The organism is Leptospiraceae bacterium (genome assembly GCA_016708435.1).
Classification (GTDB): Bacteria; Spirochaetota; Leptospiria; order Leptospirales; family Leptospiraceae; genus UBA2033.
This window is the reverse complement of record JADJFV010000001.1, coordinates 467,627-484,189: the sequence shown is the minus strand read 5'-3', so window position 1 is coordinate 484,189 and position 16,563 is coordinate 467,627. Positions and strand designations below refer to the sequence as shown.

Genomic DNA, 16,563 nt, shown 5'->3' with positions numbered 1-16,563 from the left:
ACTCTTAATTTTACCATGCAAACAATTAATGATTATTGCCGGCACATTCTTTGTTCCCCAAAATTAGAAGATAAGCTTTTATCGCCTCCTGATGATTTAGTGGATACTCGAGATTTTTCTTTCGAAATTCCGAATTTGCCAGTGAGGGATACAGGCATTTTGATTTCTGATAAGAAATCAAAAATTCCTAGACTAGAACATTTGCATTTAACTGTAAATCGAGGAATTGCGATGCATCATTTTGCAAATCATGAGCTAATGGCCACCGAGATTTTTGCCTGGGCATTGCTGAAATTTCAAAATATTTCAGATAAATCGAGACTTGATTTATTCAGTAGTCTAAGAGAAGAGCAGAAGCATTTAAAATTATACTTGGATCGAATGAATGAACTTGGAATAGAATTTGGAGAGCGTCCCCTAAATGGGATATTCTGGAAATACGTGCCATTAATGGGAAGCTTTGAAAAATTTACTGCGATCATGTCAATCTCCTTTGAAGGGGCTAATCTTGATTATGCCACTATTTATGAAAAGACATTTTCTCAATTTGGTGATCATAGAAGTGCGGAGATAATGGAGATTATCTTCTTAGATGAATTAAAACATGTAAAGCGTGGCTTAAAAGTTCTTCAAAAAAGAGAAGATCATTCGATTTCGGAATGGGAATATTACCTTTCTCTATTAGATTCGCCATTTACACCGAGACGAGCCAAGGGTTATTTCTATATTCCAGACAATAGAAGAAAAGTTGGATTTACGGAAGATTTTATTATGAAATTAGCAGAATACAAAGATGAATTTTCAAATCGCAAAAAAGAAATTATACCAGAAGGATTAAAAACATGGGGAATTTATACAGATTAAACTCACTCTTCGAATTGGAAATTAGTAAATACCCAAAAGTTGTCAATTTTGACAAAGCACTCTTTGAGAGAAGTCAGGCATTCGAGTATTTATTTCTAATATTATCAAACAAGAATGATTGCACTATTCTCGGAGCCCCAGTCTCTGAAGAATTAATTGAATACTGGGGAAAAAATAAAATTAGCTGCGGAGATAATTTTATTACAGATGATTCGTATTTTGGAGATACTCTTACTTTAGATAAGAAAAAAATAAAAGACAAAGTATTAGTAGAATGGGGAAAAACGAGTTTAATCAATCATACCAAATTTATTTTGGAAAAGAAAAAACATATTATATCAAATTCTCATTTTATAAATTCTAAAATAAATCAAACTCGTTGGAAGGAATCGCAAAAAGTAAATAGAGTTAATTCAATAGTTTGCTCAAATAAATTCGAATTAGAGTATGCACTTTCTGTAATGCCACTGCCCTTAGTTATTAAGTCTGAGTTTGGATTTTCAGGAAGAGGGAGTTATATTGTAAAATCCAAGGATGAGATAAAAGAGATTTCAAAAAAACTAAACGAAATTTCAAAGGAAAACCCTGGCGGGATCATTGTAGAAGAATGGGTAGAAGAATTTAAAACAAAAGATTTTAGCGGATTATTTGAATTATCTTCTAAAAAGTCAACGCTTCTCGCAATTACTCAAATGTTAGTCGATAAATTTGGTACATATAGAGGATCACTCATTCAGAAAAATTTTGGAGAGGAGTTTATTAAGGGTATGAATTCTATAATAAATAGTTACCAACGGTATAGCTCATCTTATAGTGGTCCGATTTCGATGGACGGGTTTGCATTTAAGAGAGAAGATAAATTGGAAATCCAATATATGAGTGAAATAAATTTCCGTTATTCTATGGGTAGAGTATTGTATGATTTAAATAAAAAGATAGGAACGGATACTGATGATTGTGCCCTTTTATTTTTCCCTGTAAAGAGTAAGGATTTAAAATTCAAAGCATTAATTTCAAATTTAGCAAAGGTTGAAAAGGAATATAAGTGTAGGATAATAATTGTTACCCCACTTACAATGCAAAATGGTAATAATTATCCCTTTTTGGGATTCTATGTTTCAAGTAAAAGTAAATTTCCTACAAAGATTAACGATTCAATCAGAAAACTACTTCTTTAAGGGACTGTGTAAAAGCAAAAAGAAATGAGTCACATTATGTTGCTTTCCAAAGAAGCAACATAATGTGAGAAAATCTTCTTTTTACACAGCCTCTTAGTATATCCCCTTAATGGAATTAGCAATTCGATTCACGTTATCCTTTGTTAGGTTGGGATAGATAGGAATACAGTGACCTCTTTGGTATAATCTCTCTGCATTCGCAAAATCACCGTTATTCGCTTTCAGTATTCTGTGGAGAGGATTGGAGATTGTTCGTTCAGTTCCGATTTGTAATGATTTAAAATAACGCTCTATTTCTTCGTAAGGTTTGGATACAATTAAAGGAAAACGATTAAATTGATCCTGGCTTGCATGTTTGAAAAAAGTTTCATGAGAAGCGGCTAATACTGATTGCAGGTAAATCTGAGCAATCTTTTTTTTGCGCTCAATGATTACACCTAGTTTAGAAATTTGTTCAATACCAATTGCAGCTTGAAAATCTAGCAAGTTATAATCATATTTAGGTTTGTCTGCTTCTCTTTTTTCATTATTGCCAACTTTGAGAGAACGAATAGTTTCTGCGAGGGTATCATTGGGGGTAATCATGATTGCCCCGTTACCAGTTGTGATTACATGGTTTGGTAGCATTCCACAAATTGAGATAGTCCCTTGTTTGCTTACGGAAATATCTTCTGAGTCGGCGCCTATCGCTTCTGAGTAATCTTCTATGACTGGAATTTCTTTTATGTCGTATTTTTTTAAATCGAAGAGACAACCAAACGCATGATCGATTAGTATTGCTTTTGGAGAAAATTCTTCTACTCTATGATTAAACTCTTCGACATCCATATGAAAGGAGGATTTGCCAAGATCGACTAATATTGGTTTGGCGCGAAGCATTAAGATTGCATCTAACGCAGCATGGGGTGCATAGGTTGAAAGTAAAACTGGATCGTTGTCGGTAATTCCAAGCGAAATGAGTGCAAGGTGGTAAGCTGAAGTTAGGCTATTGACTGCGATTACGTTTCGCAATTTAAAAGTTGACTTGAAGTCTTTCTCAAATCTGTCTTTGATTAAGCCAGAAGAGAGCATGTCATCTACAAGGCAGTCAAGGACAGTGACTAGTTCTTCCTTGGAAAGCGTTGGTTTATTGAATTCAATGGACTGGTTTTTCGGTAAGAGTTTTTCTGCAATATTTCCCACGTTCGTTAATGCCTTTTTATATGTTATGTCGCATTATCGCAATGAGACATAAGTTGTAAAGTAAAAAACAGAGGATTTCTCATAATTTTTGATTTTTGGGAAATCCAATTACTTGATTCTCAAACTCCAATCTCTTTTCTGAGAGAGTCCTTCTACTTCGAGTTCTAGCGATCTACGCTGGGATAATAAATTGCTTCGCCTGAAAATTCGATGTAATCCTTGAAATTGGCGGCAATTTATTACCCAGAGCGGCGAGCGCGGTTCGACCAAAGAATTAACTTGCCCAATTTAGGAATCGAGAAAGCATTGAATTAGATGAAAATTCATAAGTATGATTCTGAGATTCCTGCCGTTGAAGAAATTGGTCACAACCTGTTTAAAATCGTTCTTCCGCAACCATTTTATGCGCCCAATAATATTTACATTCTGAATGGGGAGCAACCTACTTTAATCGATTCTGGATTTATTCTGAATCTTGGCTTGTTGCAGCGGGCAATGAAAAAAATAAATCTGCCCTTTTCTAAAATCCAACATATTTTTTATACGCATAATCATCTAGATCATATCAGCGCTAGTCTCACATTGCGGGCTTATACGAATGCAAAGCATTATGGGATGCAGGGAATGGCAAAGTTTGTTGGTAACTTTCGAGAACACAATGAATCTTTTCAGAGAACAATGAACCGCTTGGTTTACAAAGCGATTTCAAGTCCTGAAAAAAGAAGAAGTGAGATTCAGCAATCCGAGAAAGGGTATAAAGAACTGTTAGCTGCTCTCAAAGGATCCAAGAAGACCAATCCAATTTTAAAGATGGACGTTGAATTAGTAGAAGGAGACGTCATCGACATTGGCGACCGGCTAATCGGCTTTATGCACACACCCGGTCATAATATCTGGCACCTAAGTCCTTATATTTTGGGCGAAGGGATTTACTTCACGGGTGATCTGGTTTTACAAAATATTTCTTCTATTTACGCTGAGTTCGATGGAAATTTAAGTCTCTATCACAAATCTCTAGAAAGACTTGCGAAACTTCCTATTAAACGACTATTACCCGCACACGGTCCCGAACCGGAAGATCCGAAGCGAGCTATAAAAATTCTAATTAAAACATTAAGTTATCACGAACGTGGAGTTATACGTCGTTTAAAACTTGGCTCTTATGACTTACATGAATTAGCCGTTGAAGCGATGGGCGAAAAAATTGCGGGGAATCCCTATTATGTTGTTGCACTGGCAATCATTCAAGCTATCATTTTAAAGCTCATCGCACAAAACCATGTTCGAGTTTTAGAAGTAGATCCGCCTTATGAGAAGTATGAATGGATTGGTGAATAATCCATGAAAATAAATTTTTTATTTTCATAACAAAGCCTTCTTACTTTATGGAAGCATATGCTTTCTTCAACATTTCAAATTCCATCTAGTTTTTCTATTCTAGTTCCGGGCGATAAATCTGTATCGCACCGTTCTGTATTATTCTCCTCTCTCGCTAAGGGCGAGTCGGAGATAACTGGCTTTCTCGAAGCAGAAGATCCACTCAATACGATGAAGTCTTTTTCTAAACTTGGAGTCGAGTTTACAAAGACAGGTGTTGGGAATTATAAAGTTAAAAGTCCCGGCAAATTTGGACTAGCCTCTCCTAAAGAAGAACTGGATTTTGGAAATGGGGGAACGGGAATTAGACTTTCCGCAGGACTCTTTGCGGGACTTGATGGGGTTAATACTCAATTAACCGGTGATGCATCCCTGCGAAAACGTCCGATGAAGCGTATAATTGATCCGCTGAGTTTAATGGGTGCCGATATTCAATCTGTGACAGGCGATGGAAAAGCGCCACTTAAAGTTACTGGCAAGAAGTTACGCTCAATTAGCTACAAGAGTCCAATCGCTAGCGCACAGGTTAAATCTTGTTTGATGCTTGCTGCCATTGCGTCTGACGTTGAATTGGAATATGAAGAGGACGAATTATCGCGAGACCATACAGAGAATATGCTTCGTTTTCTCGGTGGCTCTATTGAACATTTTTCTAAAACTCATTTTAAAATCAAACCTCCATTTTCTTTTTCCGGTGCAAAGTTTCAAGTTCCGGGAGATATTTCGTCTGCCGCTTTTTTTATTGTCTTTGGATTGCTTGCTAAATCGGGAACAATTCTAATTCAAAATGTAGGATTGAATCCAGCACGCATTGGGATAATAACCGTTTTGCGCAATATGGGTGGACGGATAGAAGTAGAAAAAGAAAGATCAGAATGTGGCGAAATTATAGGTGATCTAAGAGTCTATCCATCGCAATTGAAAAAGACGGACATCACTTCGGCTTTAATTCCTTCCATCATAGATGAAATTCCTATACTTACGATCGCTGGACTTTTTTCTGCGAATGGATTTGAAATTAAAAATGCAGAAGACCTCCGAGCAAAAGAATCAGATCGAATCCATGCGATGGTTTCTAATTTACAAAAACTAGGAATCGTTGTAGAGGAAGCTAAGGACGGTTATGCGTTCGCTGAGGTAAATGAGATTAAGCCTGCGCTCATTGAATCTTTTATGGATCATCGAATTGCTATGAGCTTCTTAATCTTGAAAACACTTCTTCAAAATGAGATTCAGATTGACGATGATTCTTGGATTGATACTTCGTTTCCGGACTTTAAAACTATTGTAAAAAGGTTACAAAGTTAAGGATAATTTACTTCATCCACCAAACGACTTTCCCTTGCTTGTTTACATAACCCCAATTGCCGCCAAAGACTTGGGCGACACCAAGTCCATTTCGAAAAGGAAGAGCATTCAGATAAATAGGCGGCACGAGTTCCTTTCCTTGTTCATTGATTAGTCCTAGATAGATGATATGCTCATTTCCTTTCTTGCGGTAACGTAGGCTTATCCACGATACTCCTTCAGAAAAATATCCTCGTTCGAAAGATTTGCAGTAAACGACATTATTCCCCTCTAAATCAGAATAATTCCAGAAGCCTCTTTCTTCTTTATCATATGGGTCTACTTCTGTTTCTGAAAACCAAAGAAAGTCTTCGTTTGCATCTTTATAAAACCGTTTTCCGTTTATTTCTATCAGATTCTTTCTTTTTTTCTCTTCTTCAGGGAAAGCATCTCTATAGCTTTTGTAGGTCGGCTCTACATTCCAATTTCCATTTCTATCAAGGATTCCCCATTTTGCAGTGTTTGTTTCTCTGGCAACGGCAAGCCCTTCTTTAAATGGGTGAATCTGATGCAGTCGAATCGGAGAAATTTCTTCTCCATCTTTCTTTAAGAGTTTAATCAGTGTTACGTGCTTGTCTTTATCATAATAAGAAGCTGCCCAAATTACTTCGGAATATTTATCTTCAAAAGGAACTAGAGAGATTATTGATTTATATGTATTTGCCTCTATTAGAATTTCACCGGAAGCATGAATGAGTCCATAGAAAATTCCTTTTCCATTATTTTGTGAAAAAGGAGCTATGTCATTTTGAAAGAAATCAATCTTGTGAAAATTGGGTGGAATGATTTCTTTTCCGTTCCGATCCACGATTCCGTATTTTCGGATACGATTAAATGGATCATTGCTTTCTGTATAGACTCGCGCATAACCATCCTTATCCCAGAAGAATCTGTCTCTGTGTAACTCCCCGGAAGGTCTACCGAACAATCTTGGAACGTAAGGAGCTTCTACTGATGATACTCCATCGTATTTAGGCTGAATTATAATTTCTCCAGTTTGATTGATTAATCCCCATTTGCCTCTTTCGCATTCCCATGCTAGCCAATAGGTGCAATTTTGAATTACCCATGCCAGTCCATTTTCAAATTGTCTGACATCTTGGAATTCTGGCTTTCGAATAAACTCTCCTTTTTTATTAATGACTCCCCATTTCTTATTTAATTGCGCCAATGCGACATTATCCGTAAACTCACCGAGTCCTTCAAACCTAGGAGAAATTTTAACAGTGCCGGAGATATCCATTATTCCCCAGTGATATGTATTTCCATTGACTAGTTTATTGATTCGAAATAATGAGTCTGGTTCAGCAGATAATGGAATTGCAAGTGAGAGAGAAATAAGAATTATCCACTGACTCACACGAATAGAAAAGCGATTGGCAAGGAAGTAAATGGAGAAAACTAAAAGCATTTATCTTTATTCATCCCTATCATGTTCAACTCCAATAAATGTAATGTCGTCCTGTCTCGATGCATTCTCCAGGAAAGTATACAAACTTTCCATAAGGATTGGAAATAAATCCTTTAGCTCTTTGTCGCTATAAGCCTTTATAATGCTAACAACCTGACTCTCTCCAAATTCTTCTTTATTTGTATTGAATTCTTCAAAGAGACCATCTGTGAACAAAAACAATTTATCACCTTTGTCAAAAGGAACTTCGACTTCCTCAAACTCGACATCTTTCATTAGCCCCATGAGCTTACCAGTGCGAGAGAGATTTTTAATGTCCCAGTTTTTCTTTTGAATAATTTGATCTGGATGTCCCGCCGAGGCATAGACAATTTTATTTTTCTCTGGATATATATCTACCAAGATGCAGGAAAAAAAACTATGTATAGCTCCGAATTTTGTAACAAAATCATTATTCAAATTGCGTAAAAGTTTTTTAGGACTTGATGTGCTATTTTTAAAACTTTCATATTCCCCTTTAATCGCCATTGTAATGAGCGCGGCTTGGACACCATGACCTGTTGCATCTGCTAAAAAAATTCGTGTATATTTCTGGTTGATTTCGGAAATATCGTATATATCGCCGCCGACTTCATCTAAAGGAATATAACTTACTGCAAAAATGAGGTGTTTAATATGAGAGAAATTCTTTTGCATCAAACTTCCCTGAATTTTTTTTGCGATTGAAATATCTTTTTTAAGATCGTCGAGGGTTCGATTTATTTCTTTTGTTTTTTGTTCTATCGTTTTGGAATTTAAAAAATCATCCAATTTATAATGGAAGAAGATTAAATTGAGACAATAGGCAAAAAACACTGCGATAATTGCATTTGCACTATTTGAAAATAATAAACTTGCATCTGACTGAAATTTATACAGACCGAACAAGAAAAATAATAGAGATGAAAAATAAAGAATTGTCGCATAACGTTTAAATGTTACAAAAAGAGCAGCCATAAATACTGCACCAGTTGTAAAGAAAGAAATATTGCCAGAGAAAAATTGAGATGCGAGCGATGAAATCGAAAAGATCGTAAGAAATAGAAGAATGAAAAAAAATACGAACGCTTCTGCAAAAAAGATTTTCCAATTTCTGGGATTAGCAAATCTATAGACAATAAGATACATAATTGAAAAAGAGAGGGCTGCATAATGTGCACCAAACAAAGTTTCGCAGTAAAAGGGAATGGTTTTGCAGTATTTTAGTTTGATAATTTCGAAATGAGCCAAAGCCATAAATGGAATCAGAGATAGAACGAACAACGACATTACTTTGAGTCTGGCTATGTTATCTGTTCGCAATTTTTCCGCAAATTCACGCCGATGCTTTTTGGGAGCGTTTACGTAAAATGATTTATAAAGGGAAATGATTTTATTTATCATTGATGGTTCTTATGATCCAAAGTTTTTACATCCGTATTTTCTGAGAATTCTGCTTACACTAGATATTAGAAAAATCTAAACAACAAGTAAAGAAAAATATTGGCAATTTTCAGTTCATTGAATTTAAATAAAACGCTCTCTAAATTAAAGAAAGGAATTGACTTCGCCAAATAAAATAGCAATCTAGGCTTCAATTGTTTTGACTGTTTTTTTAACTAAATAAGTTATATGAATATAAATGAAAATGTAAAAGTAGAAATAGATTTCTCGAATTTAGAAGAGATTTATCTAGATAATGACAAAGAATTTATCATGATTCTCCAGAAGATACAGCAAGAGTATGTAAAATATCTAGCTCTATTAGAAGAACAAATCAGATCAGAAAATATGGAGGATTTCAGAAAAACTCGTCATAAAATTTCTGCTACGTTACTTCTATTGAAGTTGGAAGGTTTTCACAACTATTTAAGTTTTCTGAATGAGCATTTCTCGAATGGGTTTCAAGATAAAGAAGATGCAATTGCGGTCATTAGAGTTTGTTTTGCAAAGACCCAAGATATCTTAGCAAAAAAATTAGCGCAAATGGTTAAGTAATTCCATTTCAAGACGTTAAGCGGCAGAGGAATTTCCCGAAAATGAAGCTAAAAAAAATTTTAATTTTTCTTTTTGTTTTACAAATAGCATTCAGTGTTGGAATAAAAATTCTTTCTTATATTGGTAGCGATTCAGCAGAGTTACAATCTCGCACATTACAATATTTTACTCCAGATGATATTAAGATTGGAATCGAGTATGGAAGAAGAGGATTTTTTGTAAGGATTGCTTCGCAAATCATTGATTTTATTTTATTAGGAGTATTTGCTTTTAGCCCCCTGGCAATTCGCATTGAAGAATACTTGGTAGCAAAGACAAAGAATCATTATTACCCAATGGTTTTTTTATTTTTTCTTTCATTCAGCGTCATTGAATTTATTCTATCGTTACCATTACAGTATTATTTTGGTTTTGTCCTAGAGCACCAATTTGGTTTTTCTAAAATGACCTTAGGGGAATGGATACTGTTCACCGCAAAATCAGCATTAGTCGGTCTTGGATTGGGAACTGTTCTTTCAATTGGAGTGGCTTTCATTCTAAAAACTTTTGAAAGGACATGGAAGTATTTAATTCCAATTGGCTCGCTTGTCCTTGGTTTAGTTTTTTCTGTTTTATATCCAATTTTAATTACTCCCATTTTTTATGATTACAAACCAATCGATGAAGGTAGTCTCAAAATTAAAATTGTAAATCTCTGTGATCAAGCTCAGATCAAAGTAGAAAATGTTTACGTGATTAATGAAAGTAAATATTCAGGTCATACCAATGCCTATTTTACAGGTTGGGGGGAGAATCGGAAAATATTCTTATATGATACGCTTATTAAAAACCACACAGAGGAAGAAGTAATCAGTGTTCTCGGTCATGAAATTGGTCATTGGACGCATAATCATGAATTGACGTTCCTTGTTGGAAATACTATTGAAATGTTTTTGCTTTGTTTGCTGATTGGCGTAATTTTTAAAATTGCAAAAAATGGAAATGAGTTTGTATTAAGAGAAATTTATTCTCCCTCGTCATGGCCAATCTTATTTCTAGTCATTTTAATCGCAGGAACTTTTACTAATCCATTTTGGAATACATTCAGTCGTTATCAAGAAGCACAAGCTGATATGGAAGCATTAGTTCTTACAAACGATAAAAAATCTTTCATCGACACCGAAATCAAAATGGCAAAAGACAATAAGTCGCGCCTGAATCCGCATCCATGGGTTGTCTTTTATTCTTATTCACATCCAATGACGATTGAGAGAATTCGAATGGCAGAAGAGTTTCAGGCGAAGTAATTTCGCAACAACTCTAGTATCTAGTTCATCATCTAAATAATTTTATGTAGCTATCAAAAGAGAAAATTCTATTTCGTTTAAAGCCTGTTTTTTCAATCAGTATTCTGGATTTCATAAAATCATCTATCAATCGGAGAGCAGTTGATACGTTAACCGAAAGAGCCTTGGCTATATCGCCCGCATCAGCGACTGGATTGGTAAATAAAAATTGTAACAGTGATTTTGCTAAAGGTTGTTTTTTCCCAAGTGATATAATTTTATTTTCTACTTCGGTTCTAAGTGCAATGATATATTTGAATGTCTGTATAGAATTTTCAGAAGTGCTACGGACTCCTTCTAAAAAAAATTTTAGCCATTGCTTCAAATCATTGTGTGTTCTGACGCGAGTTAGATTGTCATAATAATACGATTTGTTTTTTTCAAAGTAATCGGAAAGATATAAAGTTGGTTTGTGCAAGAGTTGATTGCTTACTAAAAAAAGCGTTATGAGCAAACGTCCAATTCTACCATTCCCATCCAAGAAAGGATGAATCGTTTCGAATTGGTAGTGAGCAATTCCTATTTTTATTAATGGTGGAACGGGTGTGTTTTCATTGTGCAGAAATTTCTCTAAATCAGACATTAAATCAGCTACGCTGTCATGGTGCGGTGGAATAAAAACTGCATCTTTCAAACTACTTCCACCAATCCAATTTTGGCTTTGGCGAAATTCACCGGGTAATTTGGATGTGCCCCTTACTCCTTGTAATAGTGTCTTATGTGTTTGTTTTAGTAAACGATTACTCAGGGGAAATGTCTGTAAGCTTTCGATTGCTTGATTCATGGACTGCACATAGTTTTGGACTTCCTGCCAATCATCCTTCTTTTCTGGTTGGATATTTTCTTCCTTCTGCACAGCGTCGTCTATGTTAGTTTGCGTTCCTTCTATCCGACTACTTTCGGTTCCCTCTTTGAATACATGCATTTTTATGAAAAAGTCGATATCGGGTATTAATTGCGAAAATGCATTTAATTCTCCTAATTTCAGGCTCGCCTCACTCAAAAGCATTATTAATTCGGCATCGTCAATAATCCAATGCAAATCTACATAGTTTGGTTCAAAACTCTTGTATTGAAATCTTTGGGAAAATTTTCCCGCTTTAAAGCCACTTATTTTCATAGAAATCGCTTCCTGCAAATATAGATTTACATATTTGCAGGAAATGGGTTTCCTGCAAATATGTAAATCTATATTTGCAGGAAATAGGTGTATTGTAAATAAAAAATCCTTTATTTGTAGTTCGAAACTTTATTGAACTCAAGAGTAAATTATATTTCGCTTATGTGCAGAACAATCTCTACAAATCCTTCTTTGCAAAAAAACGGTAACCAATGTAAAAAGGAATTCCAGTCCATACAATCAATAGACTGAGACATAGTAAAATTCCATTTGCATTACCTAAATACTTTTGAAAGAACGCAGAGGTAAATCCAAGTAAGACTGCATTGTCCATCTGCAAAATCGTAATTATCCGCACTAGGTCGAGAGGGTTAATGCAAGTAAGTAGAAGAATTGGAACTTCAAGTGGATATTCTCCAAAGTTTATACTGATTCCTAGCATCAAAAGATCATAAAGTAAATAGAGATAAAACCATAGAGCGAGTGATACCGATAAAACTGCTTCCCGTTTTAAAAACAATACAGCGATTAACAAGGATAAAGCGATAAAAATTAAATTTAATAAAAATCCATATGCGAGTAATTGAATAGATAAAAATAATAATTTTGATTCTGGATTGGTGAATAATAAAATCGGAATTCCAACGCCAAGCAGATAACCGAGATTTAACACAAGCGAAAGTCCTAAAAATTTTCCCGCGTAATAATGAAATCTAGAAATCGGACGAGTAAAAATTACTTCCATGAAGGAAAGTGAGTCTAAGAAATTTGTGCTACCAAATAAAAGAGCAAAGAGGGGAACTAAAAGTAGAATTATACTCAAGAGACTTGCTATGATCTTTGCACTTTCATTTCCACCAAAGTAAATGAGTAGACTTGAAATTAAAAAGAAAGAGATTGCATAGGCAAATATCCATTTGTTCCGAATGTTTTCTTTGAATTCAAATTTTGCGACCTGGAGGAGATTACGCATGTTTGCCTTCCTTCATCCAAAAGGAACGAAGTGCTTCTTCCATATTCGAGGCTTTACTCTTTGCAAGAATTTCGACCGGTGTTTCATGTAAAATTAATTTTCCTTCTACCATGACTACTACTCTATCAGCAATTTCATCTACTTCTGACATGATATGCGAAGTAAATAAAATGGAGCTACCTTTTGTTTTGCGCTCTTTCAGTAAATTCTTTAGATAAAAAGATATATGCGGATCAAGACTTGCAGTAGGCTCATCTATAATATAAAATTTCTTTTCAGAGCTAAAGCACTGGAGGATATTGACTTTTTGCTTCATTCCTCCCGATAATTCACCGAAGTATTTATTCTCAAATTTTTCAATTTCAAGTTCGTCTTTTATCCTTTCTTTAAAGACAGGATTTTTCTCTTCAAGTGTTTCTAGAATTTCTAAAATTTCCTTCACTTTTAAGTTTTGTGGGAAAAGAGGAGTTTGCGGCATATACCCAATTTCATAAAGCTCATTTTGTTTTAAATATTCTAATCCAGCAAGTAAAACCTTTGATTCTTTACTGGGAAATGTCAATCCCAGAATACACTTTAGTAATGTAGTCTTGCCTGATCCATTCGGACCAACGAGTGCTGTTATGACTCCCTCTTGAATTTCTAAATTCAAGTTGCGGATAACAGTATTTTTCTTGTAAGTCTTAGTTAAGTTCTTTATTTGTATCATAGTGCAAACTTCTTCATCTGAGGATACTTGTCTTTAAGCTCTACCGGTGTCATAACCGGAAAAGCTCTTTCGGCGATTTCTAGAAATTCTATTACAGGAGATTGAAATAATACCATTAGGAATGGATAGATATTTACCCAGTAACTAAAAAATCTTACTGGTAAATAAGGTTTATCCCCTGTCCCATCTCTATCCAGATCAAAACCTTTGTAGGCATCCCAGAAATTTTTATCGTATGTATTTAAGTTTTCGCGTGAATTAGTAGAGAGATCGAACACATTACCAATGAAATTATTTCCTCGCACTTCATTAGATTCACAGTTACCCATTATATTGAAAGCCCAGCCATTTCGTAAAAAGCGATTTGATAAAAATTTATTTCGAGTAGAATTATCTGCCGCCACACCAATTGTATTATCCTGAAAAGTATTATTCGTAAACTCACTGTCCGTGATATCTTTCACCAAAACTCCATAAGAACTTCCGTCCCTACTTCTCTCAAAAAGATTTTCTTTTACCTGTATATTTTTCGAAAACATCACTGCCACTCCAGTAGAATTATCATAAAAATGGTTTTTATAAAATCGGTTATTACTTGCAAACATAAAATGCATACCATAACGAATGCTATTAAAACTTTTATTTTCCTCGATTAAAAGTTCCGTCGAAAATTCAAAATAAATTCCATCTCTATGTTTACTGATTCTATTTTTCTTTATAGTAAAATGGCTACTAGACCAAAGGTGAATTCCATTTCCACCGGATATTTCATCTTTTGCGTTACCAATGGAACTGTTATTTTCAATCATACAATCAGTTACTTTTGCAAAGTAAAATCCATACACATTATTTTCTAAAATATTATTCCTTAAATTACAACCTCTCGCGTTCTCAACATGAATAGCGGCAAATTCTCGTATATCACTAACACCACTGTTGATAATTCGAAATCCATCTACTACAACATCATCTGAAACAATGTCTACAACATGCTCTTTGTTTTCGCCATCGAGAGTAGGATTTTCAATACCTCTTAGTTTAATTGATTTTGTTATTAAAATTGGGCTTTCTTTATAAATTCCATTTTTTACTTCTATCGTATCATTCGTATTAGCCGCAGTTATTGCCGAGTGGATAGTTTTATGAGTGCAAGTTTCGCAGACAGTGAGAGTGTTGGCGTTAAGGCTTAGAGTGGCAAAGAGAAAAAGGAAAATGAAAGTAATTCGGTCATTTCGAACACAGAAAGGAAAAATTAGCGCCAGCCCTAGCTGAAAGACGACTGTGAGAAATCTATCTGACAATACCACGATAGTTTTAAGGAAGATAGACCTCTCACGCGCATAATTCTCATTAGATGCTCTCGCATACTCTACTTTCGATGAGCGTTCGAGGTGACAGGGGTAGATGCTTTTCCAAATTCTTCCTACATTACTAATTTTGCATTCCTCATTTCTCATTATCGCTTCTTTGACAATTCTTTTTCCCAATTTGTTTTTACGTATTCCATTACTTCTTGTTGCGTCATTATGATGCCACCGTATAACACACGATTATCCTCTGCTTCTTTTGGAGATTTATAAGAGGATAAATTGGCTGCCATCGGCGAAGGAAGATTATCCGCTTTTAAAAATTTTGCATTTTCAATTTCAATCCAATCTTTTGGATGCAGATAATCTTTGACCCATACTTTTTCTATCTTATCAGAATTTTTATTCCAATAGGAAAACATACATTCAATCGAATCAAAATGATAACGCCTTCCTTTCTTAGTAAGAACCTGAGAGTGGTAATTTTGATTTACCACTCCCATTTTACAAAATTCGCATTTATGTTCTCCAGCTACAATTTCTTCTGGAAGATTGTTTGAACAACTTAGGAAGATGAGAAGAAACAAACAAGATATTATTAAGAAAGATAGACCTCTCACAGTGTTCAGCCTAACGGCTTTCGCCAATTGAGATTTTCAAAGGTTCGAGGTGACAGTAGAAAGCCCATTCTTCTTTTCATATCCTTAACCTAGAATTTTTTTGATTTCGCTCATACATTCTTTGCAGCTTTCAGCGCAATTCATACAAACTTTATGCTTTGGATGTTTGCGACATTCATCTTCACATTTTTTACAAACTTCAAGACAAAGCGTTGCATGTTTTTTTGTGAACTCGGAATTGCTTGTTGCTAATTTGCTGAGAGTCTCACACATTGCTAGCATGTCTCTTACTGTTTTAGAGCAGGGACCCATACTCTTATCCCCACCTGCCATCATATCGACGCAGTGGCTAATACAGAGTTCTCCCTTCTTGATGCAATCGCTTGCACTGTCAATAAGCGCTCCGTATTTCCCACCGGTTTTTGTTCCTTCAGTAGACTTTGCATCTTGCGAAAGTAAATTTGCAGAATATAAAAGTGGTGCAACAACTGCTGCCGTTTGAATGAAATTTTTTCTGTTCATATTAAACTCCTTTGGTTTCTAAATAGAGTTTTCTCTCTGCCCAAATTATGTAAACTAAGATTGCTACTGCTACAAATAGAATAATTGCACCAGCACTTGGAAGGCTACAGGCGTTGATGTTTAACATTTGTGTGCATCCGAGAAGAGGAGGTTGGTAAGACATACCTGGAACAATGATAGCTGCTTCTGGATTTAATTCATGTCCGTAGTTGTATTCCCATCTCCAAAAATCAGAGAGACCTGCAATCGCAACAAGTAATAAATTGACAATCCCAAGGCCTATCATATAGAGCCGCGGCAAAATAAAAGTAACCACTGCTCCAAGAATCATATACAATAAAACGTAGGGCATAAACAATAATTCCGGTATAGAACTAGAAACAATTTCCTTCATCCCAACATAGTGGTTTAATAAATTAATATTTTGAAGATCGTAATCTGTTCCACCGGATACTTTGTTTATCCAGATATACATACTCAATCCTTCTGGATATTGTGGTGCTTCTAAGGATATATACCACATCGGCATAAAATATACGCCGATCATGAGAACGGCGGCTAGAAGAACTAGCCACCTATTTAGATTTGTTAGTTTTTTAGTCCACATAGAAA

The 16,563-nt window shown here is 35.1% G+C and carries 16 protein-coding genes; 6 read left to right on the top strand and 10 right to left on the bottom strand.

Annotation, left to right across the window (positions count from 1 at the left end; genetic code table 11):
• Positions 1-15 precede the first annotated feature (15 nt).
• Positions 16-864, top strand: coding sequence for a DUF455 family protein (locus IPH52_02380; GenBank protein MBK7053888.1), 849 nt, complete (start codon positions 16-18; stop codon positions 862-864).
• Complete coding sequence (locus tag IPH52_02375; GenBank protein ID MBK7053887.1) at positions 843-2,042, top strand: ATP-grasp domain-containing protein; 1,200 nt, start codon at positions 843-845, stop codon at positions 2,040-2,042. Before IPH52_02380 ends, IPH52_02375 begins: the two co-directional genes overlap by 22 nt.
• 93 nt (positions 2,043-2,135) lie before the next feature.
• Here IPH52_02375 and IPH52_02370 read toward each other — a convergent pair whose 3' ends face one another.
• Positions 2,136-3,224, bottom strand: a complete 1,089-nt coding sequence (locus tag IPH52_02370; protein MBK7053886.1) for a DegT/DnrJ/EryC1/StrS aminotransferase family protein — start codon at positions 3,222-3,224, stop codon at positions 2,136-2,138.
• 315 nt (positions 3,225-3,539) lie between these two features.
• On the opposite strand from IPH52_02370, the gene IPH52_02365 reads away from it, so the two are divergent.
• Together IPH52_02365 and aroA are read left to right on the top strand one after the other, a co-directional pair.
• Positions 3,540-4,562: an MBL fold metallo-hydrolase gene (locus IPH52_02365; GenBank protein MBK7053885.1), complete on the top strand. Its 1,023-nt coding sequence runs from the start codon at positions 3,540-3,542 to the stop codon at positions 4,560-4,562.
• 57 nt (positions 4,563-4,619) lie between these two features.
• A complete protein-coding gene (aroA, locus tag IPH52_02360; protein ID MBK7053884.1) occupies positions 4,620-5,909 on the top strand; it encodes a 3-phosphoshikimate 1-carboxyvinyltransferase in 1,290 nt (429 codons plus the stop codon).
• A 7-nt stretch (positions 5,910-5,916) separates the two neighbouring features.
• On the opposite strand, the gene IPH52_02355 is transcribed toward aroA, so the two are convergent.
• On the bottom strand, positions 5,917-7,359 hold the full coding sequence (locus tag IPH52_02355; protein ID MBK7053883.1) for a WG repeat-containing protein: 1,443 nt from the start codon (positions 7,357-7,359) through the stop codon (positions 5,917-5,919).
• A 6-nt stretch (positions 7,360-7,365) separates the two neighbouring features.
• Positions 7,366-8,781: a serine/threonine-protein phosphatase gene (locus IPH52_02350; protein MBK7053882.1), complete on the bottom strand. Its 1,416-nt coding sequence runs from the start codon at positions 8,779-8,781 to the stop codon at positions 7,366-7,368.
• A gap of 228 nt (positions 8,782-9,009) precedes the next feature.
• On the opposite strand from IPH52_02350, the gene IPH52_02345 reads away from it, so the two are divergent.
• Both IPH52_02345 and IPH52_02340 read left to right on the top strand, forming a co-directional pair.
• Complete coding sequence (locus IPH52_02345; GenBank protein MBK7053881.1) at positions 9,010-9,375, top strand: hypothetical protein; 366 nt, start codon at positions 9,010-9,012, stop codon at positions 9,373-9,375.
• Positions 9,376-9,416: 41 nt separating this feature from the next.
• Entirely contained in the window at positions 9,417-10,661 is a 1,245-nt protein-coding gene (locus IPH52_02340; protein ID MBK7053880.1) for a M48 family metallopeptidase, read from the top strand.
• Positions 10,662-10,689: 28 nt separating this feature from the next.
• On the opposite strand, the gene IPH52_02335 is transcribed toward IPH52_02340, so the two are convergent.
• The 7 genes from IPH52_02335 to IPH52_02305 all read right to left on the bottom strand — a co-directional run bounded on the left by IPH52_02335 (position 10,690) and on the right by IPH52_02305 (position 16,558).
• Positions 10,690-11,820 (bottom strand): Fic family protein, encoded by a 1,131-nt coding sequence (locus tag IPH52_02335; GenBank protein MBK7053879.1) that lies wholly within the window; start codon positions 11,818-11,820, stop codon positions 10,690-10,692.
• Between the two features lie 178 nt (positions 11,821-11,998).
• The gene (locus tag IPH52_02330; protein MBK7053878.1) at positions 11,999-12,793 is read right to left on the bottom strand and encodes an ABC transporter permease subunit; all 795 of its coding nucleotides are present in this window, start codon (positions 12,791-12,793) and stop codon (positions 11,999-12,001) included.
• Positions 12,786-13,502, bottom strand: coding sequence for an ABC transporter ATP-binding protein (locus tag IPH52_02325; protein ID MBK7053877.1), 717 nt, complete (start codon positions 13,500-13,502; stop codon positions 12,786-12,788). The genes IPH52_02330 and IPH52_02325 overlap by 8 nt, the downstream gene beginning before the upstream one ends.
• The gene (gene nosD / locus IPH52_02320; protein ID MBK7053876.1) at positions 13,499-14,959 is read right to left on the bottom strand and encodes a nitrous oxide reductase family maturation protein NosD; all 1,461 of its coding nucleotides are present in this window, start codon (positions 14,957-14,959) and stop codon (positions 13,499-13,501) included. The genes IPH52_02325 and nosD overlap by 4 nt, the downstream gene beginning before the upstream one ends.
• Positions 14,959-15,306 carry a nitrous oxide reductase accessory protein NosL gene (locus tag IPH52_02315; protein MBK7053875.1) on the bottom strand — a complete coding sequence of 116 codons (348 nt, stop codon included), beginning with the start codon at positions 15,304-15,306 and terminating at the stop codon, positions 14,959-14,961. Before IPH52_02315 ends, nosD begins: the two co-directional genes overlap by 1 nt.
• Positions 15,307-15,513: 207 nt before the next feature.
• On the bottom strand, positions 15,514-15,951 hold the full coding sequence (locus tag IPH52_02310) for a four-helix bundle copper-binding protein (GenBank protein MBK7053874.1): 438 nt from the start codon (positions 15,949-15,951) through the stop codon (positions 15,514-15,516).
• A 1-nt stretch (position 15,952) separates the two neighbouring features.
• Positions 15,953-16,558: a hypothetical protein gene (locus IPH52_02305; protein ID MBK7053873.1), complete on the bottom strand. Its 606-nt coding sequence runs from the start codon at positions 16,556-16,558 to the stop codon at positions 15,953-15,955.
• Positions 16,559-16,563: the final 5 nt, after the last annotated feature.